17 protein-coding genes and 1 other RNA gene are annotated in these 18,208 nt (G+C 61.8%); 8 read left to right on the forward strand and 10 right to left on the reverse strand.

Features of this window, described 5'->3' with window-relative positions; translation table 11 throughout:
• Positions 1-74 precede the first annotated feature (74 nt).
• The gene (locus A6U98_RS17460) at positions 75-923 is read left to right on the forward strand and encodes an aldo/keto reductase (RefSeq protein WP_064651745.1); all 849 of its coding nucleotides are present in this window, start codon (positions 75-77) and stop codon (positions 921-923) included.
• Between the two features lie 102 nt (positions 924-1,025).
• On the opposite strand, the gene ilvN is transcribed toward A6U98_RS17460, so the two are convergent.
• Together ilvN and A6U98_RS17470 are read right to left on the reverse strand one after the other, a co-directional pair.
• On the reverse strand, positions 1,026-1,598 hold the full coding sequence (ilvN, locus tag A6U98_RS17465) for an acetolactate synthase small subunit (protein ID WP_003560902.1): 573 nt from the start codon (positions 1,596-1,598) through the stop codon (positions 1,026-1,028).
• 22 nt (positions 1,599-1,620) lie between these two features.
• A complete protein-coding gene (locus A6U98_RS17470) occupies positions 1,621-3,411 on the reverse strand; it encodes an acetolactate synthase 3 large subunit (protein ID WP_082933926.1) in 1,791 nt (596 codons plus the stop codon).
• 322 nt (positions 3,412-3,733) lie between these two features.
• Between A6U98_RS17470 and A6U98_RS17475 the strand changes: the two genes are divergently transcribed.
• Positions 3,734-5,758 (forward strand): ATP-binding protein, encoded by a 2,025-nt coding sequence (locus tag A6U98_RS17475; RefSeq protein WP_064651746.1) that lies wholly within the window; start codon positions 3,734-3,736, stop codon positions 5,756-5,758.
• Here the strand turns inward: A6U98_RS17475 and A6U98_RS17480 are convergent.
• Positions 5,743-6,669: a dihydrodipicolinate synthase family protein gene (locus tag A6U98_RS17480; RefSeq protein WP_064651747.1), complete on the reverse strand. Its 927-nt coding sequence runs from the start codon at positions 6,667-6,669 to the stop codon at positions 5,743-5,745. The genes A6U98_RS17475 and A6U98_RS17480 overlap by 16 nt on opposite strands.
• Before the next feature lie 21 nt (positions 6,670-6,690).
• Positions 6,691-7,305 carry a LysE family translocator gene (locus tag A6U98_RS17485; RefSeq protein ID WP_064652257.1) on the reverse strand — a complete coding sequence of 205 codons (615 nt, stop codon included), beginning with the start codon at positions 7,303-7,305 and terminating at the stop codon, positions 6,691-6,693.
• 150 nt (positions 7,306-7,455) lie between these two features.
• On the opposite strand from A6U98_RS17485, the gene A6U98_RS17490 reads away from it, so the two are divergent.
• Positions 7,456-8,964: a PLP-dependent aminotransferase family protein gene (locus A6U98_RS17490; protein WP_197496412.1), complete on the forward strand. Its 1,509-nt coding sequence runs from the start codon at positions 7,456-7,458 to the stop codon at positions 8,962-8,964.
• Here the strand turns inward: A6U98_RS17490 and miaA are convergent.
• Positions 8,961-9,857, reverse strand: a complete 897-nt coding sequence (gene miaA, locus A6U98_RS17495) for a tRNA (adenosine(37)-N6)-dimethylallyltransferase MiaA (protein WP_082933927.1) — start codon at positions 9,855-9,857, stop codon at positions 8,961-8,963. The genes A6U98_RS17490 and miaA overlap by 4 nt on opposite strands.
• Between miaA and serB the strand changes: the two genes are divergently transcribed.
• Positions 9,856-10,746 carry a phosphoserine phosphatase SerB gene (gene serB / locus A6U98_RS17500; RefSeq protein ID WP_064651750.1) on the forward strand — a complete coding sequence of 297 codons (891 nt, stop codon included), beginning with the start codon at positions 9,856-9,858 and terminating at the stop codon, positions 10,744-10,746. The genes miaA and serB overlap by 2 nt on opposite strands.
• A 100-nt stretch (positions 10,747-10,846) precedes the next feature.
• Here serB and A6U98_RS17505 read toward each other — a convergent pair whose 3' ends face one another.
• The 5 genes from A6U98_RS17505 to A6U98_RS17525 all read right to left on the reverse strand — a co-directional run bounded on the left by A6U98_RS17505 (position 10,847) and on the right by A6U98_RS17525 (position 16,294).
• Entirely contained in the window at positions 10,847-12,568 is a 1,722-nt protein-coding gene (locus A6U98_RS17505; protein WP_064651751.1) for a Do family serine endopeptidase, read from the reverse strand.
• A 199-nt stretch (positions 12,569-12,767) separates the two neighbouring features.
• On the reverse strand, positions 12,768-13,733 hold the full coding sequence (locus A6U98_RS17510; protein WP_064651752.1) for a protease modulator HflC: 966 nt from the start codon (positions 13,731-13,733) through the stop codon (positions 12,768-12,770).
• 3 nt (positions 13,734-13,736) lie between these two features.
• Complete coding sequence (gene hflK / locus A6U98_RS17515) at positions 13,737-14,819, reverse strand: FtsH protease activity modulator HflK (RefSeq protein WP_064651753.1); 1,083 nt, start codon at positions 14,817-14,819, stop codon at positions 13,737-13,739.
• Between the two features lie 148 nt (positions 14,820-14,967).
• Positions 14,968-15,486, reverse strand: a complete 519-nt coding sequence (locus A6U98_RS17520) for a dihydrofolate reductase (RefSeq protein WP_064651754.1) — start codon at positions 15,484-15,486, stop codon at positions 14,968-14,970.
• A 13-nt stretch (positions 15,487-15,499) separates the two neighbouring features.
• Positions 15,500-16,294: a thymidylate synthase gene (locus A6U98_RS17525; RefSeq protein ID WP_012758237.1), complete on the reverse strand. Its 795-nt coding sequence runs from the start codon at positions 16,292-16,294 to the stop codon at positions 15,500-15,502.
• Positions 16,295-16,405: 111 nt separating this feature from the next.
• On the opposite strand from A6U98_RS17525, the gene ssrA reads away from it, so the two are divergent.
• The 4 genes from ssrA to A6U98_RS17545 all read left to right on the forward strand — a co-directional run bounded on the left by ssrA (position 16,406) and on the right by A6U98_RS17545 (position 18,035).
• Positions 16,406-16,768, forward strand: a transfer-messenger RNA (tmRNA) gene (ssrA, locus tag A6U98_RS17530).
• 127 nt (positions 16,769-16,895) lie between these two features.
• Positions 16,896-17,411, forward strand: coding sequence for an SspB family protein (locus A6U98_RS17535; protein ID WP_003541317.1), 516 nt, complete (start codon positions 16,896-16,898; stop codon positions 17,409-17,411).
• Between the two features lie 50 nt (positions 17,412-17,461).
• Positions 17,462-17,656, forward strand: coding sequence for a DUF4169 family protein (locus A6U98_RS17540; RefSeq protein ID WP_064651755.1), 195 nt, complete (start codon positions 17,462-17,464; stop codon positions 17,654-17,656).
• Positions 17,657-17,813: 157 nt separating this feature from the next.
• Positions 17,814-18,035: a ribbon-helix-helix domain-containing protein gene (locus A6U98_RS17545; protein ID WP_064651756.1), complete on the forward strand. Its 222-nt coding sequence runs from the start codon at positions 17,814-17,816 to the stop codon at positions 18,033-18,035.
• Positions 18,036-18,208 lie beyond the last annotated feature (173 nt).

Below are 18,208 nucleotides of genomic sequence, written 5' to 3' on the forward strand. Positions count from 1 at the left end.
ATCATTGTCATGGTGACAGGATTACTTGAAAGATGGCGACCCGGCCCAATCTCCTATCGAAGGGATAGAAAACCATGCAGGACGATCCGATTCCATCGATCACATTTCCGAACGGCACTGAGGTGCCGGCGCTCGGCCAGGGCACCTGGGCCATGGGCGAGGATGCCGGCCATGCCAAGGCCGAGATCGAAAGCCTCAAGGCCGGCATCGATCTCGGCATGACGTTGATCGACACTGCCGAAATGTACGGCGACGGCGGCGCCGAGGAGATCGTCGGTCAGGCGATCAGGGGACGACGCGACGAAGTCTTCATCGTCAGCAAGGTCTATCCCTGGAATGCCAGCCTGAAAGGTACGGTCGAAGCCTGCGAGCGCAGTCTCGAACGGCTGGGCACCGACCGCATCGATCTCTATCTGCTGCACTGGCGCGGCAACTATCCACTTACTGAGACTGTCGCAGCCTTCGAAACACTCAAGGCATCGGGCAAGATCGGCGCCTGGGGCGTCTCCAACTTCGACACCGACGACATGGAGGAACTGCTCCGAGTACCCGACGGCGCCAATGTCGCCGCCAACCAGGTGCTCTACAATCTCTCCCGCCGCGGCATCGAATTCGATCTGCTGCCCTGGTGCCAGAATCGCGGCATTCCCGTCATGGCCTATTCGCCGATCGAACAGGGAAATATCCTGCACCATCCCGAACTGATCCGCATCGCCAAGGCCTATCAGGCGACACCTGCCCAACTGGCGCTCGCCTTCCTACTGGAACGCGATGGCGTCATCGTCATTCCGAAGACCTCGAATGCCGAACGCACGGCAGAAAACCGCGACTGCGTCTCGCTCGATATCACCGACGACGACTGGAATGCCCTCGACGCCGCCTTTCCGCCGCCCACAAGGAAAAAACCGCTGGAGATGCTCTGATCTCCAGCGGCTTTCCCAATTATTGCAGCATCGGGCTCAGATGCCTAGGCGGTGATCTTTACATGCCCGGGCTGTAACATTTACATGCCCGGGCTGTACTATTTACATGCCCTGCACGCCGCGGTTCATCGCCGCAATGCCGGTACGGCAGACCTCGATGAGGCCGAGCGGCTTCATGATCGCCACGAACTGATCAATCTTCGACGATTTGCCGGTGATCTCCAGAATGAAGTGACCGACCGTCGCATCCACCACCTTGGCATGGAAGGCATCGGCAAGGCGCAGGGTCTCGGCGCGCATCTCGCCCTCGCCGATCACTTTGACCAGTGCCACTTCGCGCTCGATCGGCCGGTCCTGGCCGAGTTCGCGGGCGCGCACCGTCAGGTCGACGACGCGATGCACCGGCACGATGCGCTCGAGCTGCGCCTTGATCTGCTCCAGCACCTGCGGCGTGCCGCGTGTGACGACCGTGATGCGGGAAAGATGCGCCTGATGCTCGGTCTCGGAGACCGTCAGGCTCTCGATATTGTAGCCGCGGCCGGAGAACAGACCGATGACCCGGGCAAGAACGCCCGGTTCGTTGTCGACGAGAACGGAAAGCGTGTGGCTTTCGACGGCCGCCGTTTCCGGCGAAATGAAGTAAGCGGAGCCCGTGGGCTGTAGGTGAGCGTTCATTATCCTGGTTCCTCTTCCCTTTTTAGACGAGCGCGCGGCCCTTGGCGTCGATCGCATTGGCGACCGCTTCGTCGGTGGCTTCGTCCGGCAACAGCATTTCGTTATGAGCCTTGCCCGAGGGAATCATCGGGAAGCAATTGGCGAGATTGGCGACGCGGCAATCGAAGATGACAGGCTTTCTGACCTCGATCATCTCCAGAATGGTGTCATCAAGCGCATCCGGCTTTTCGCAGCGCAGGCCGACGGCGCCATAGGCCTCCGCCAGCTTGACGAAGTCGGGCATCGCCTCGGTATAGGAGTTCGACAGGCGGTTGCCGTGCAGCAACTGCTGCCACTGGCGCACCATGCCCATATATTGGTTGTTCATGATGAAGATCTTGATCGGCGCATCGTGCTGGATCGCCGCCGACATTTCCTGGATGCACATCTGGATTGAGGCATCGCCGGCAATGTCGATGACGAGGCTGTCGGGATGGGCGATCTGCACACCAAGTGCGGCCGGCAGGCCGTAGCCCATCGTGCCGAGGCCGCCCGAGGTCATCCAGCGGTTCGGCTGCTCGAAACCGAAAAACTGTGCCGCCCACATCTGGTGCTGGCCGACTTCGGTGGTGATGTAGGTATCGCGGTCCTTGGTGTGGGCGAAGAGCCGCTCCAGCGCATATTGCGGCATGATGACGTCATTGCTCTTCGTATAGGCGAAGGAGTTGCGTGCCCGCCAGCGGGCGATATCGGTCCACCAGTCGTCCAGTCGGCTCTTTTCCGGCTTCTTCGGCAGCGCCCGCCACAGGCGGACCATATCTTCGAGGACATGGCCGACATCGCCGCGAATGCCGATATCGACCCGGACGTTCTTGTTGATCGAGGACGGATCGATATCGATATGGATCTTCTTCGAGTTCGGCGAAAAGGCATTGAGACGGCCAGTGATGCGGTCGTCGAAGCGGGCGCCGATGCAGACCATGACGTCGCAATCATGCATCGCCATATTGGCCTCGTAGGAACCGTGCATGCCGAGCATCTTCAGCCAGTTCTTGCCCGAAGCGGGATAGGCGCCGAGGCCCATCAGCGTCGAGGTGATCGGGAAATCGGTGAGCTCGACCAGCTCGCGCAGCAGCTTGGAGGCCTCGGGGCCGGAATTGACGACGCCGCCACCGGAATAGATGACGGGACGGCGCGCATTCGCCATCAGCTCGATCGCCGCATGGATCTGGTTGAGGTCGCCCTGGACCTTCGGCTGGTAGCTCTTCTGGATCGAGTAATCTGCCGGCGGCGTGTAGGTGCCGGTCGCAAACTGCACGTCCTTCGGAATATCGACGACGACTGGGCCCGGACGGCCGGACTGGGCGATGCGGAAGGCCTCGTGAATAACGGCGGCGAGCTCGTTGACGTCCTTGACCAGCCAGTTGTGCTTGGTGCAGGGCCGGGTAATGCCGACCGTGTCGCATTCCTGGAAGGCGTCGGAGCCGATCAGCGAGGTCGGAACCTGGCCGGTCAGGCAGACGAGCGGGATCGAATCCATCAACGCGTCCTGCAGCGGCGTGACCGCGTTGGTGGCGCCCGGACCCGAGGTCACCAGCATGACGCCGACCTTGCCGGTGGAGCGGGCATAACCTTCGGCCGCATGGCCTGCCCCCTGCTCGTGGCGGACGAGGATATGCTTGACATCCTCCTGCTGGAAGATCTCGTCATAGATCGGCAGGACCGCGCCGCCGGGATAGCCGAAGATATGTTCGACGCCATTGTCCTTCAGCGCCTTGAGAACGATCTCCGCTCCCGTCATCCGATTGCCTGCCGCCTGATTGTCCGTGCTCATCTGTCTGTTCCGTTTGATGCTGGGATTGCGTTTGTGGCCGGAAGCCCGAATTTCGGGCATAAAAAAAGGCCCCTGAGGAGCCTGTCATCTAGCGCATGGGTGGCTATCGCCGGATGGTTACACCATCCTGCCCATGCGCTTTCCCACCACGATAAGAGCCGTTGCGATTTTCATGGTCGGAAGTGATAGACAGAAAATTTCGCAGCGTCAACGCATGCCGCAATAAAAAACTCCCGGCTGCCCGCATCCCTAAAATCCATGGCCGGAAGGATTTGTTAAAGGAAGGGCTATATTCTCGCTTCCCATTGCAGGAGTAGGCCCTTTGCTTAACAACGACTTGCACGCGTCTGGTAAGGCGGGTGAACAGGATCGCCGCGATGGCCATACACCGGGGAACCGCTTTCTCGGCCGCGTCGTTGCATGCAGCGGGTCGCGGGCGACCATCGCCGCCGTCGCCGAACAGGGCGGCACCGATCTGACGGAACTGTGGTCCGTGGGCCGGCTGATTTCGATCAGCGTCGGCCGCAACCGCGTCGTCGCGCTCGTCTATCAGATGAACACCGGCAGCCATGCCTGGGGCGAAGGCGAGGACAATACTTTCAGGATCGAGACCGAGCTGCTCGGCGAAGTCCGTGTCGACGAGGACGGGCGCGAGGAATTCTCGACCGGTATCTCGCGTTATCCCTATCTCGGCGCCATCGCCCACCGCATCCGATCCGCCGACCTGATGCGCATCTACGATGCCGGCCAGGGCACGACCGCCGTCATCGGCAAGCTGACACAGGACGAAAGCATCGACGCGGCGATCCATATCCCCTCGATGCTCTCCAAGCATTTCGCCGTCGTCGGCTCGACCGGCGTCGGCAAGTCGACGGCCGTGTCGCTGCTGCTGCACAAGGCGATTGCGGCGGACCCGAAGCTGCGTGTACTGATCCTCGATCCGCATAACGAATTCGCCGCCGCCTTTCCCGAGCACGCCGTCACCATCGATACCGATACGCTCGACCTGCCCTTCTGGCTGATGCGGCTGGAGGAGTTCGCCGAAGTCGTCTTTCGCGGCCGCCCGCCGGTGCCCGAAGAACTCGACATGCTGCGCGATATCCTGCCGGAAGCCAAGCGCGCCTTCCGCGGCAGCGACAACTCGCTGGTGCGCCGCACGACGGAAAAAAGCTCGATTACCGCCGATACGCCGGTTCCCTACCGCATGGCCGATCTGCTGGCGCTAATCGACGAGCGCATCGGCCGCCTGGAAGGCCGTTCGGAAAAGCCCTTCCTGCGGTCGCTGAAGATGCGTCTCATCGCTGCGATCAACGATCCGCGCTATCACTTCATGTTCTCCAACAACACGATCAGCGACACGATCACCGAAACCATCGCGCAGATCTTCCGAATCCCCGGCGAGAACCGGCCGATCTGCACCTTCCAGCTTGCCGGCATTCCCTCCGAGGTCGTCAATTCTGTCGCCTCCGTGCTCTGCCGCATGGCCTTCGAGGTGGCGCTGTGGAGCGACGGCGCCATCCACATGCTCGTCGTCTGCGAGGAAGCGCACCGCTATATCCCCTCCGATCCGAGCCTCGGCTTCGTGCCGACGCGCCAGGCGATCGCCCGCATCGCCAAGGAGGGCCGCAAATACGGCGTCTCGCTCGGCATCATCACGCAGCGACCGGGCGAGCTCGACCAGACGATCCTGTCGCAATGTTCGACGCTCTTTGCCATGCGGCTTGCCAACGACCGCGACCAGGAAATCATCCGCTCGGCCATCCCGAACTCGTCGATATCGACGACGAGCTTCATCTCCTCGATCGGCAATGGCGAGGCGATCGCCTTCGGCGAGGCGATCAGCGTGCCGATGCGTATGCGTTTTTCCCGCGTCGACGAAAACCTCCTGCCGAAGGCGAGCAGCGCCAACAGCAAGCAGAGCGAGGAAGATCCGGATACGGTCGATCTGCGCAAGATCGTCACCCGCATGCGGGCGGTGACCGTCGGACCCGACATTTCGAATTTCCAGCAGAATTATGCCGCGTCCGTCGCAGGTTTCGACGAGGCTGATGCAGCCGATGAGGATCTCGACGCGAAGCCCTACACGCCGCCCGCCTCTTCCGCCGCGCCGCTCGAATCCTACCGCCGCGAACTGCTGCCGCAGACGCCGCGGCTGGACCCGGCCACGTCACCCGCGATCGATCCCCGGCTGGACGCGCTCCGCCGTGAGATGCGCCGCGACGAGCCGGTCTTTCCCCGGCCGACACCCCCGGCGGACCAGCCCGCGGTCTCCCGTCGGGAGCCTGGCACGTCGCTGCGCGAAAGCATCCTGAAAAAACCGCTGAGCAGCCTCTACAACAAGGATTGACGCTTCAGCTCCCTCTCCAGAGCGATCAGAGGCTCGACGGCCTCGAGCACCCGCTGCCGGTCCGTCGGTCCAAGCGGCAAGAGAGGGCGTGGAAGCTCTGCCCTGGCGAGTGAGAGAAGGTCGAGCAGCGTGTAGATCACGCGAAGGCTTCCGAACGCCTTGAACGTTTGCCAGAGCGGCTCGAAAAGACCATCGAGCCGACGCACTTCGCCGTCCTCGCCCGCAATCGCGGCCTTGGTCAGGGCAAGGGCGACGTGCGGAAACACGCCACCGATGACGCTGTACCAGGCGTCGGCACCTGAAAGCAGCGCATCGGCCGCTCCCCAGTCGCCGCTGTAGCCGATCGCAAACCTGGTCTTCTCTCGCAACGCCGCCAGCTCGCCTGCGAAATCGCCGTCAACAGGCAGAGGCATCTTCACCGCCCTGATCGTCTCGATATCGGACAGGCGCTGCAAAAGATCCCGGCTGAAGGCGAAGTGGGTCGTGCCGGGATTGTTGTAGATACAAAGCGGCAGCTTCGCCGCCTGCGTGACCGCAAGGAAATGCTCATAGGCTTCGTCCTGGGTGAGCGGCGTATAGGACACCGGCGCAAGCAGAAGGGCATCTGCACCAGCGGCCTCGGCATCCCTCGCCAGGGTCCGGGCATGGTCTGTCCTCAGAGCACCGACCCCGACGACGAGAGGAATACGACCGCGAACGCACTCGACCGCAGCCTCGACGGCTCGCCGTCGCTCCTCGCGCGTGAGAAAGGCGTAGATCCCGGTGCTGCCGAGAAGGCCTATCGAAGCGACGCCTGCATCACACAAGCGTTCCAGCAGGCGGCCGAGAGCTTCGGTGTCAACCCGGCCATCCCTATCGGCGGGCGTGGGCGGAAAGGCCGAAAGACCATGAAACGGAGAAGCGACAGACATGATGCGATCCTGAAAATCCGGTCAATGTGAGAACAGCAGGCGCGATCCGGCGCCCGCGAAAAAGACGGCGAGACTGCCCTCGATCCACCGCCGCGCACGGGCGTAGCCGCGCACCATCGGTGCCGTGGAGAAGAGCACGGCATAGCCGGCAAATATCGAGATCCCCAAGAGCACGCAGCCGCCGAAAGCCGTGACGGCCATCTCCGGTGAAGCGCCGGGCTTGAGGCCGAGCGACATGATCGCCACCCAGGCCAGAACCGCCTTCGGATTGCCGAGATGCATGAGAACGCCGCGACGATAGAGCGCGCCGAATCGCGCGGCGGGTCGAACGACCTCGCTTGCCGGCATGTCCGACGCAACTGCCGAGCGGGCCGCCCTCCAGGCGAGCCAGAGGAGGTAAAGCCCGCCTGCGACTTTGAGGAACAGCAGCGCATGGGCATACCGGACCAGGAGTGTGGAAATGCCGGTGACAGCGACCAGCCCCCAGCATGTCGACATTGTTATGACCCCGGCAGCAAGGGCGAGCGCCGGTCGACGCCCTTGCCGCATCGCCACGTTCATGATGGCCATATTGCTCGGTCCGGGACTGCCTGCAGCGATTGCATAGGCGACGTAGACGACGAGAAGATCCTGCATTTGCGTTTTCCAGAAGTTTGCACCCGCGCACGGCACGACCCCGAAGACGAAGAATGCGCCTTTGGGAAGCCGCCAATCCGCTTCCTTTTCCTCGAAAATTGGTTCACCATGAAGCGCCATTTTTGAAGAAACTATATGGACCATTTTGCGATGTCCAAACGGCGCAGCATCATCGAGATACCATCGCTCAACGCGATCGATCGAACGGCCAATGTCGGTCGCCAGCTTGCACAGGCCCTGCGGAACGCAATCGCTCGCGGTGAGCTGAGGTCGAAAGAACGCCTTCCTTCGACGCGTAGCCTTTCGGCTTCGCTGAAAATCGCGCGCGGCACTGTCGTCGAGGTGTTCGATCAGTTGACCGCCGAAGGCTATCTCGAAGCGCGGGTCGGAGCCGGAACCCGTGTTGCCGCCGATCTGATGGACGCGACGCCGGCGTCCCTGCCTGCTCCGGCAGTGCCGTCTACCGCGGATGCCGTCGATCTGCCGTCCCAGGCTGCCCGGCTGATCGCTATCGCCCGTGCGCTCACCCCTCACCCGCCCGTTCCCTTCGCCATTGCCGTCCCGGCTTGCGGCATTGCGCCCGACGACAACTGGCGCCGTCTCGGCAACCGCGTCCGCGCATCGAGACAGGCCGCACCCTCGGGTTACCACGACCCCATGGGTCTGCTCGAGCTCAGGCTTGCCATTGCCGACCATGTCCGCCGGGCGCGGGCCGTTCATTGCGAGCCGGAACAGGTCATCGTCACGTCAGGCACTCAGCAAGGCCTCTATATGGCGGGCCGGGTCCTTCTCTCGCGTAACGATCCTGTATGGGCCGAGGACCCGGCCTATCCCGGGCTGGCGGCGGTGCTCGATGATCTCGGCGTCCAGACGCACCGCCTGCCGGTCGATGCACAGGGAATGAACGTCGAACGCGGCCTCGAGCTATGTCCACAGGCGCGCGCCGCATTCGTCACCCCTTCGCACCAATATCCGATCGGCATGCCGCTCAGCATGGCGCGGCGCAATGCCCTGATCGCCTGGGCCGACCACAATCGCGCCTGGATCGTCGAGGACGATTACGACAGCGAGCTGCGTTATGCCGGACACCCGTTTCCCTCAATGCAGGGATTGCGTCCGTCACGTGTCATCTATCTCGGCACGTTCAGCAAGGTGCTCTTTCCTTCCCTGCGCCTCGGCTACGTCATCGCCCCTCCTCGGCTCGCAGAAGCCTTTGCCGGCGCCCGCGCCATTCTCGACCGGCATTCGCCGATCGCCGAACAGCACGTTCTGGCGGCCTACATGCGGGAAGGCCATTTCGAAGCGCATATCCGGCGCATCCGCGGCCTCTATGCCGAACGCCGCGCTGTTCTGCTTTCGGCGCTCGAGCGGGCGTTGCCTGAGGGCTGCCGCGTCCAGGAGAGCGACCAGGGCATGCATATTCTTCTATGGCTACCCGAAGAGGTCGACGACGTGCAACTCGCAGCCCGTGCCCTGTCGGCCGGCCTCGCCATGCGTGCGATATCCCCGATGTATGCCGCCCAGCCGGCGCGCCCCGGCCTGATGCTGGGCTTCGGCGGATTTCTGGCGGACCAGCTACAGGCGGCGGTTGGCGAACTTGTCAAACTGTTGAGCCAGCAGATGTCTCAAGCAGGAGGCCCGCAACAAACTGAAACCTAAACTGTCAGCCGTTCCCAGCTATCGTCCATCTGGTTGCGGAACCATGTCATTTGCCGCTTGGCATATTGCCGCGTGGCCGCAGCTCCCTTCTCCAGCACCTCGTCGCGCGTCATCTCACCCCTGACCATCGCCGTAATCTGCGACACGCCGATTGCCTTCATCACAGGCGCCTCGGCCGGCAGGTCGAGTGCAAGCAGCGCCCTCACCTCGTCTTCCGCGCCTTGCTGCAGCATCTTTTCGAAACGCCCGTTGATGCGCTGATGCAGCACAGCCCGGTCCGGCAGCACAACGATCTTGCGGGCCTCAGCCGCGTCAATGATCACCGGTCCCGACCGGCCCTGGAAATCGGCGATCGACCGCCCCGTCGCCTTCATCACTTCGAGCGCCCGGACGATCCGCTGCCCGTCCTGGCGATTGAGGCTTGCCGCCATGGTGGGATCGGCCGCGGCGAGTTCGGCATGGAGCCCGTCAGGCCCCTCCTCCAGCAGCCGCGTCCTGAGTTTTTCCCGCAGCACCTCCGGTATCTCCGGCATATCCGAGAGACCGCCGGTCAGCGCCTTGAAATAAAGCCCCGTGCCGCCGACGAAGACCGGCAGCCGTCCCGCGTCCCTCAGCGCCGGCAGCAATGCCGAGACATCCCGCAGCCAGGCGCCGGTTGAATAGGCAGCACCGGCCGGTACATGGCCGTAGAGATGATGCGGCACGCCCTGCATCTCCTCTTCCGACGGGCGCGCGCTCAGCACCCGCAGCGTGTCGTAGACCTGCATGCTGTCGGCGTTGACGACCGCGCCGTCATGGCGCCTGGCTAATTCGACGGCGAGCGCGGACTTGCCGCTGGCGGTCGGCCCGGTTATCAGGATCGCATTCACTGTGCTCAGAAGGTTTTCCATCATGGCCCTCGTTGCCACGCTTGTTGCCAATCCGTCAAATCCCGTGCTGACCCCGGAAATCGCCGAACGGGCGGCCGAGGCCGTGAAAGCGTCCGGTCTCTACTGGCTGGCCGACGGCATCGCCTGTGACATCGCCCTACGCGACGGCACCGACGCGCAAGCGGCCGAGGCGAATATCCTTGCCGTCATATCAAGCGCGCCGATCGACCTCGTCATCCAGGAGCAGGAGACCCGCCGCAAGAAGTTGCTGATCGCCGATATGGATTCGACGATGATCGGCCAGGAATGCATCGATGAACTCGCCGCCGAAGTCGGCCTCAAGGAGAAAGTGGCGACCATCACGGCTCGCGCCATGAACGGCGAGATCGCTTTCGAGCCCGCTCTGCGTGAGCGTGTCGCCCTGCTGAAGGGGCTGCCGATATCAGTCGTCGACGAGGTCATCGCCAAGCGCATTACGCTCACCCCGGGCGGTCCGGAACTGCTTGCCACCATGAAGTCGAAAGGCCATTACACCGCGCTTGTCTCCGGCGGCTTCACCGTCTTCACCAGCCGTATCGCCGCCACCCTCGGCTTCGACGAGAACCGCGCCAACACGCTGCTCGAAGACGGCGGCATCCTCTCCGGTTTCGTCGCCGAGCCGATCCTCGGCAAGCAGGCGAAGGTCGATGCGCTGAACGAGATTGCGGCAACTCTCGGCATTTCGCCGGAAGAAGCGATCGCCGTCGGTGACGGCGCCAACGATCTCGGGATGCTGCACCTCGCCGGCTCCGGCGTCGCCCTCCACGCCAAGCCCGCCGTTGCCGCCGAAGCGCAGATGCGCATCAACCACGGCGACCTAACCGCACTGCTCTACATTCAGGGTTACCGGAAGACGGATTTCGTGACGGCATGAAGACCGACGGGGTACACCCTCTCTACCTCATTCCTGTGCTTGTCACAGGAATGAGGTAGAGTTGGAGACCACGGCGGCTAATTCGACCGCGCTAGCCCCCTTATTCCATCGGCACCGCCACAAACCGCAGATCGCCATTTGCCGATGCGATCATCAGTTGGGCGTTGCGGCGGCCCTCCTGTTTCAGCGCCTGCACCTTGGCGGCGACAGCATCCGGCGACTTCATGAACTCCTGCGCCACCTCGACGATCACGTCGCCGGGCTTCAGCCCCTTTTCGGCGGAAGCGGAGCCAGGCGTCACCTCTGTCACGACGACGCCGTCGACGCTCTCGGCGATGCCGAAAGCCTTGCGAGTCTCGGCGCTCAACAGTGACAGTGACAGCCCGAGCACGTTCTTCGGCGTTGCCGCATCCGGCGACACCTGGCCCTTATGCTGGTCGGGTGTATCAGGTGCGGGCTTTGCCTGATCGCCAGTGTCAGGCTGGTCCATATCCTGATTTTCGCCCGGGTCCGGGGTGATCACGCCGTCGTCCTGTGAACCATCTGGCGCCGCATCGTCGGATGCAGCCGCCTGATCGCTGTCCTCAAGCCGGCCAAGTTTCACTTTGACGGTCTGCTCCTTGCCGTCGCGCAACACCACCACGTCGACTTCCTTGCCGACCGTGCTTTCCGCCACGACGCGCGGCAGATCGCGCATTTCGCTGACGGTCTTGCCGTCGAATTTCAAAATGACGTCGCCCGCCTTGATCGAGCCGTCGTCGACCGGTCCACCCTTGATGACGCCGGCGACCAGCGCACCCTTTGCAGTGTCGAGCCCGAGGCTGTCGGCGATATCGTCGGTCACCGGTTGGATGCGCACGCCGAGCCAGCCGCGCCGCGTCTCGCCATATTCGCGCAGCTGGTCAACGACGCCGGAGGCAAGCTCCGACGGCACCGAGAAGCCGATGCCGATCGAGCCGCCGCTCGGCGAAATGATCGCCGTGTTGATGCCGATCACTTCACCCTTCATGTTGAAGAGCGGGCCGCCGGAATTGCCCTTGTTGATCGCCGCATCCGTCTGGATGAAGTTGTCGTAGGGGCCGGCATTGATGTTGCGGCCGCGCCCGGAAATGATGCCGACCGTCACCGAACCGCCAAAGCCGAACGGATTGCCGATCGCCATCACCCAATCGCCGATGCGCATCGTGCTGGAATCGCCGAATTTCACGGATTTCAGCGGCGCCTTCGGCTCGACCTTCAGCACCGAAAGATCGGTCTTCGTATCGGTGCCGATCAGCTTCGCCTTGAGCTTCGAACCATTGGCAAAATTGATCTCGATATCGTCGGCACCCTCGATCACATGGTTGTTGGTGACGATATAGCCCGCCGGATCGATGACGAAGCCGGAGCCAAGCGAGCTGACATTGTGGTTGCCGCCCTTGTTGCCCTGCTGCTTGTTGAAGAAGTCGTTGAAGAATTCCTGGAAAGGCGAGCCGTCGGGGGCGCGCGGCGCCGGGCCTGCGCCCTCGTCGTCCTTCACATTCTGCGAAGTCGAGATGTTGACCACGGCGTCGAGCAGCCCCTCGGCGAGATCGGCGACGGAAGCCGGGCCGTTGTTGGGCATTCCCTGGATCGGAGCGGTCTGCTGCGGTGCGGCGGGTACGGGAGGCGTAGGAGCGGGAGCAGCCGTTTCCGGAGCAGCGGGTGCCGCAACCCCAGGTGCCGTCGTCTCAGGAGCGGTTTGCGCATAGGCGACCCCGTTCATGCCGGCATGCGCAAGAATTGCAGCGCTGGCCATAAGCGCGAGCGTTCGTCTGAAGGGCGAGCGAATCGTGGGGGCCATCAAGCTTCCTCATAAGGGTGCATGCGCACATTGAGCATCAGCATAAGGCGGAATGATGGAGGGTGAAATCACCTTTTCGCGAAATCCCCGTGCAATGTGACGTGGCCTCGCAAAAGCCGGATCGTCTCAATCATTCCACGAAAAAAGGGCCGGCGCTCGGGCCGGCCCTTCCAGGATTATCGGGTTCGTTTCACTGCCGTCAGTTCGTCGGCTGGGCCGGTGCTGCGGGAGCAACTGCGCCGGGAACTGCCGGAACTGGTGCGGCCGGATTTGTCGGCTGCAGAGTGCCGGCTGCATTGTCGAAATAGCGGAAGAATTCCGAATTCGGCGACAGCACCAGCGTCGTATCCTGCGACGAGAGAGCGGAGGAATAGGCCGCCATCGAGCGATAGAACTCGAAGAAGGCTGGATCCTTGCTGAAGACTTCGGCGAAGACGCGGTTGCGTTCCGCATCGCCTTGGCCTCGAAGGATTTCCGCATCGCGCTGGGCGCCCGCGGTGAGTTCGACAACCTGACGGTCGGCAATGGCGCGCCGCCGCTGGCCTTCCTCATTGCCCTCGGCACGGATACGCTCGGCCTCGGCAAGGCGTTCCGAACGCATGGCATTATAGGTGTTCGGTGCAACCTCCGGCGAAAGGTCGGTGCGGCGGATGCGAACGTCGTCTATATGCAGACCGAGATTTTCGGCATCTGTGCGCAGATCGTCGCGAATCTCCAGCATCATTGCGACACGCTCTTCGGAGAGCGCGGCATTGTAGTCACGCAGACCGTAGACGCGGCGAAGCGATGAATCGAGCTGCGCTCTCAACCGCGCTTCCGCGGCTTCGCGATCGCCCGATACCGTTTCGCGGAAGCGGCGAACATCCGAGATGTTATAGATCACGAAGGCATCGACATCGAAGGTCTGGCCGTCCTGAACCTGAACGCGGATATTGTCGAGATCGAGCCTCAACGCCTGCTTTTCGACCAGCTGAACGCGGTCGGCATCCATAAAGCCAAAGGGCAGCTTGAAATAAATGCCAGGCTCGGTCTTGACCGACTGGATCTGGCCGAAACGGACGACGATGGCTTGCTCACGTGCATTCACCACGAAGATGGACGAATAGAGCCCGACCAGCACGATGGCGAGGATGATGAAAATGATGGGAAGTCTGTTCGATGTCATGACTCAACCTCCCTGTTGCGCCGGTTTGCCGAGCTCATTGAGCGGCAGATAGGGCAGGACTCCCTGCTTCTCGTCGATAATGACCTTCCGGGAATTCTTCAGCACCTGCTCCATCGTTTCGAGGTACAACCGCTTGCGGGTCACGTCGGGCGCCTTGGAATATTCGTCGTTGATCGCCGTGAACCGCTGCGCTTCACCTTCCGCCTCCTTCACGACACGGTCCTTGTAAGCGGCTGAATCTTCGCGGATTCTGGCCGCATCGCCTCGCGCCTGGCCGAGCTTCTGGTTGGTATAGCGATTAGCCTCTTCGATCGTGCTGTCGCGGTCACGGCCGGCACGCTGCACTTCTTCGAAAGCATCGGCGACTTCCCGCGGCGGTGCCACGTTCTGGATCGTCACGCCGGTCACGGTCACGCCCGCGCCATAGCGGTTCATGGTGTCCTGCAGGATATTGAGCACATCCACTTCGATCGGCTGACGATTGCTGCGGAAGGCGTCCTGCGCCGGACGCCGGCCGACGATTTCACGCATGGCACTGTCGGAAACCTGCTGCAGCGTCTCTGCCGGATTCTCGACGTTGAAGAGATAGGCCTTGGGATCGCTGACGGTGTAGAAGACAGCGAATTGCACGTTGATGACGCTCTTGTCGCTGGACAGCATCAGGCCGTTCGAAGACGAGGCCGAAGTCGCCCCGATATTTAGCTGCTGCACGGTCACCTTGACCGTCTCCACTGTTTCCATCGGCCAAAGATGGAAATGCAGGCCCGGCATGGAAATCTCGTCCTTCGGCTTGCCGAACCGCAGTTCGACGCCGCGCTCGTCCGGCTGCACGACATAAATGCACTGGATCAGCCAGAAGACGGCGACGATCGCCACGACGATCACTGCCACGCCGCCATTGAAGCCGCCGGGAATGATGTTGCGCAGCTGGTCCTGGCCGCGCCGGATGATATCTTCCAGATCAGGCGGTCCGCCCTTGCCGCCGCCACCGCGCGGCCGGTTCGGCCCCTGTCCCCATGGTCCCTGATTATTACCGCCGCCGCCGCCCCAAGGGCCGCCGCCGCCATTCTGATTGCTCCAGGGCATCAAAACCTCGTTGTTCGTTAAGTCTCCACGCATCCGAAACCGTGGGGGCTGACCGGCGGACGCGTTGGTGACCGTTATAGGTATCACCGCATCGGCTTTCAACGCAGCGTGAGAAACTTGGTCAATTTAATTGGAAAATAGTTCATTTTCAGGCGTGACGGCGTTCGTAAACGATGAAACGCGTGGGATAACTGTCCTTTTCGCCGGCCGGAACCGCGATCGCCTCCCCCGCCTGCCAGATGTCGGGATCGATCGCGGGAAACGACGTGTCTCCGTCGAGATCGACCTCGACATGCGTGATGCACATCCGGTCGGCAAGACCGATCGCCTGGGCATAGATCTGCCCGCCGCCGAGAATGCAGATCTCGTCGACGCCGGCTTCGAGCGCCAGCCTTTCGGCCGCCGTTATCGCCTCGGACAGCGAATGCGTCATGCTGACATCAGCATGGTCTATCGCCGCCTGTCGCGAGATGACGACGTTCGGCCGTCCCGGCAGCGGCTTACCGATCGAATCGTAGGTCTTGCGGCCCATCACCACAGGTTTTCCCAATGTCAGCGCCTTGAAGCGCTTGAGATCGCTCGAAAGCCGCCACGGCATGTCGCCGTCCCGGCCGATAATGCCGTTGCGGGCAACGGCGGCGATAATGGTCCTGCGGATGTCGGCCATGGAATATCCCGGATCAGACGGCGATCGGCGCCTTGATGCTGGCATCGGCCTCGTAGCCGATCAGCTCGAAATCGTCGAAGGTGAAGCCGAAAATGTCCTTCACATCAGGCTTGATGCGCATGAACGGCAGCGGCTTCGGCCGGCGCGCCAGCTGCAGCTTCGCCTGGTCGAAATGGTTGTGATAGAGATGGGCGTCGCCGAGAGTGTGGACGAAGTCGCCGGGCTTCAGCCCGGTCACCTGAGCCACCATCATCGTCAGCAGCGCATAGGAGGCGATGTTGAACGGCACGCCGAGGAAGATATCGGCCGAGCGCTGGTAGAGCTGGCAGGAAAGCTTGCCGTCAGCCACATAGAACTGGAACAGGCAATGGCAGGGCGGCAGCGCCATTTCGTCCACTTCGGCCGGATTCCAGGCCGAGACGATGTGGCGGCGCGAATTCGGATTGTTGACGATGCCTTTGACGAGGTTGGCGATCTGGTCGATATGGCCGCCGTCGGGCGCTGGCCAGGAGCGCCACTGGGCGCCGTAGACCGGCCCGAGATCGCCGTTTTCGTCGGCCCATTCGTCCCAGATCGAAACGCCGTTCTCCTTGAGATAGCGGATATTCGTCTCGCCCTTCAGGAACCAGAGAAGCTCGTGGATGATCGAGCGCAGATGCAGCTTCTTCGTGGTGAGAACGGGGAAGCCCTCTTCGAGGTCGAAGCGCATCTGGTAGCCGAAGACCGAGCGCGTGCCGGTGCCGGTGCGGTCGCCCCGGTCGGAGCCCTTTTCCATCACATGATTCAAGAGATCGAGATACTGCTTCATGTCGCGCTGATTCCGTTTCGGCCAATTTAAGCCTTCGGAACTGGGAAACCAATCACCGGCGGGCATTTTCCCAATGTTTCTGATAGGTCGCATAACGCTTTTATGACGTTTGCCCTTTCCTTGGGCTGAGGAAACCACTATATCACCCATGCCGGCTTTCGGGCCGGCTATGGCGATAAATGAGCGGTGTAATAAACCTATTGGACCCGGGGGCGGTACCCGGCGCCTCCACCAAAAACCGGCGGTCTCGAAGGCCGGCTTTTGATGGGGGCGAAACAGGATCGACAAGGGTGTAAAGATCGTCTTTTTGCTCGGCATTGTACCGCCGTTATCGGGCTAAAATTGTAGTTGCAAACGACAACTATGCGGAAGCTCGTCTCGCTGCTTAATCGCGGTGTGACACTTCAATCAAAGTCCTAGTGGTTCGCACCTCTAGGCGGGGTCCGAAGGCACCTGGCAACAGAAGCCTTCACCTTCTCCCTGCCGCCGAAATCATGTATGCTGCTGAAAAACGTGACTCGGCTCCGGTCTTTCCCAAGGCGCCCGGACGTGGCATACAACCTTGTGAAAAGACTCCGAACCGACGAAAGACAGGAAAAGCATGGGGCAGGATCATATCCGCTACGACATTCTGGCACAGGATGCACTTCGCGGCGTCATCCGCAAGGTATTGGCGGAAGTCGCAGCCACGGGCCGCCTGCCCGGTGATCATCACTTCTTCATCACTTTCCTCACCGGCGCCACCGGCGTGCGCATCTCCCAGCACCTGAAGTCGAAATACCCCGAGCAGATGACCATCGTCATCCAGCACCAGTTCTGGGACATGAAGATCACCGAGACGCATTTCGAGATCGGTCTTTCCTTTTCAGACGTTCCGGAAAAGCTGGTCATTCCATTCAATGCCATCCGCGGCTTCTACGATCCCTCCGTCAACTTCGAGCTCGAATTCGACGTGCCGCTCGCCGATGGCGAGGAATTGCCGTCCGGCGAAATCACCGCCTATCCGGTGGATGCGGCTGGAAAGCCCGATGACGCCGCAGGCGCAAAACCCGCCGACGGTGAAGAGAAGAAACCGGGCTCCGTCGTCTCGCTCGACTCCTTCCGCAAGAAGCAGTGATTTGAAGGGAGGCCAAGCCTCCCTTTTTCATAGGGAATCCAGGTAATCGCATGAGCGCCGAAATCATCAATCTGCGCCAGTTCCGCAAGAAGCAGGCTCGCTCCGAAAAGGAGAGGCAGGCCGAACAGAACCGCATCTCCTTCGGCCGCACCAAGACCGAAAAGCAACTGACCCGCAGCCTGAACGACAAGGCCGACAAAGCCCATCGCGACGGCCGGATCGAGACGGATGACGACGGCGCGTGACGCTTTCACGCAAAGCGTGAAAAGCTGGAATGGATTCTGCGATCAGCCACTTGCGCCCTTTCCTTGAATCGATCTGCCAACCCACGCTTAATTTCATAGAACGTCCTGAGCGCGTCGTCTCGGCCGCGCTGTGCTCCATCCGGGATGTGAAGGCCCCATGATTCGCAAGCATTCGGCGACATTGCACGGCCATCGCACCAGTTTCTCGCTGGAGGATGAGTTCTGGACCGAGCTGAAGACGATTGCCGCAGCCCGTTCTATGCCGCTCGCCGCCCTGATCTCCGAAATCGACGACCACCGCCCACCGGACAGCAACCTGTCCTCGGCGCTGCGCTTGCATGTGCTTTCCTGGCTGAAGGCGGGCGCTGTCCAGCCTTGATGCATGTTGCTCAAAATCGCCTAGAGCAATTCTAGGAAAAGTGCGAAGCGGTTTTCCGTCCGGAATTGCGTAAAAACAAAAGGCTAGAGCGGTCCTGTGCTTCCGTTAAAAGCTGAACCGCTCTACGATTTGGGACGACATCAATGAAAACAAGGACCTGAAGCGTCTTGCAT

Origin of the sequence: Rhizobium sp. WYCCWR10014 (genome assembly GCF_001657485.1) — a bacterium.
Lineage (GTDB): Bacteria > Pseudomonadota > Alphaproteobacteria > Rhizobiales > Rhizobiaceae > Rhizobium.

Excerpts from the sequence above, each read along its gene's own strand:
- miaA (WP_082933927.1), bottom strand. The coding sequence starts at position 9,857 with ATGATGGAAAACCTTCTGAGCACAGTGAATGCGATCCTGATAACCGGG.
- A6U98_RS17540 (WP_064651755.1), top strand. The coding sequence starts at position 17,462 with ATGAGCGCCGAAATCATCAATCTGCGCCAGTTCCGCAAGAAGCAGGCT.
- serB (WP_064651750.1), top strand. The coding sequence starts at position 9,856 with ATGGCCCTCGTTGCCACGCTTGTTGCCAATCCGTCAAATCCCGTGCTG.
- A6U98_RS17510 (WP_064651752.1), bottom strand. The coding sequence starts at position 13,733 with ATGACATCGAACAGACTTCCCATCATTTTCATCATCCTCGCCATCGTG.
- A6U98_RS17535 (WP_003541317.1), top strand. The coding sequence starts at position 16,896 with ATGGGGCAGGATCATATCCGCTACGACATTCTGGCACAGGATGCACTT.
- A6U98_RS17470 (WP_082933926.1), bottom strand. The coding sequence starts at position 3,411 with ATGAGCACGGACAATCAGGCGGCAGGCAATCGGATGACGGGAGCGGAG.
- A6U98_RS17520 (WP_064651754.1), bottom strand. The coding sequence starts at position 15,486 with ATGGCCGACATCCGCAGGACCATTATCGCCGCCGTTGCCCGCAACGGC.
- A6U98_RS17490 (WP_197496412.1), top strand. The coding sequence starts at position 7,456 with ATGTCCAAACGGCGCAGCATCATCGAGATACCATCGCTCAACGCGATC.
- A6U98_RS17525 (WP_012758237.1), bottom strand. The coding sequence starts at position 16,294 with ATGAAGCAGTATCTCGATCTCTTGAATCATGTGATGGAAAAGGGCTCC.
- A6U98_RS17545 (WP_064651756.1), top strand. The coding sequence starts at position 17,814 with ATGATTCGCAAGCATTCGGCGACATTGCACGGCCATCGCACCAGTTTC.
- A6U98_RS17485 (WP_064652257.1), bottom strand. The coding sequence starts at position 7,305 with ATGCAGGATCTTCTCGTCGTCTACGTCGCCTATGCAATCGCTGCAGGC.
- A6U98_RS17480 (WP_064651747.1), bottom strand. The coding sequence starts at position 6,669 with ATGTCTGTCGCTTCTCCGTTTCATGGTCTTTCGGCCTTTCCGCCCACG.
- A6U98_RS17460 (WP_064651745.1), top strand. The coding sequence starts at position 75 with ATGCAGGACGATCCGATTCCATCGATCACATTTCCGAACGGCACTGAG.
- hflK (WP_064651753.1), bottom strand. The coding sequence starts at position 14,819 with ATGCCCTGGAGCAATCAGAATGGCGGCGGCGGCCCTTGGGGCGGCGGC.
- A6U98_RS17505 (WP_064651751.1), bottom strand. The coding sequence starts at position 12,568 with ATGGCCCCCACGATTCGCTCGCCCTTCAGACGAACGCTCGCGCTTATG.
- ilvN (WP_003560902.1), bottom strand. The coding sequence starts at position 1,598 with ATGAACGCTCACCTACAGCCCACGGGCTCCGCTTACTTCATTTCGCCG.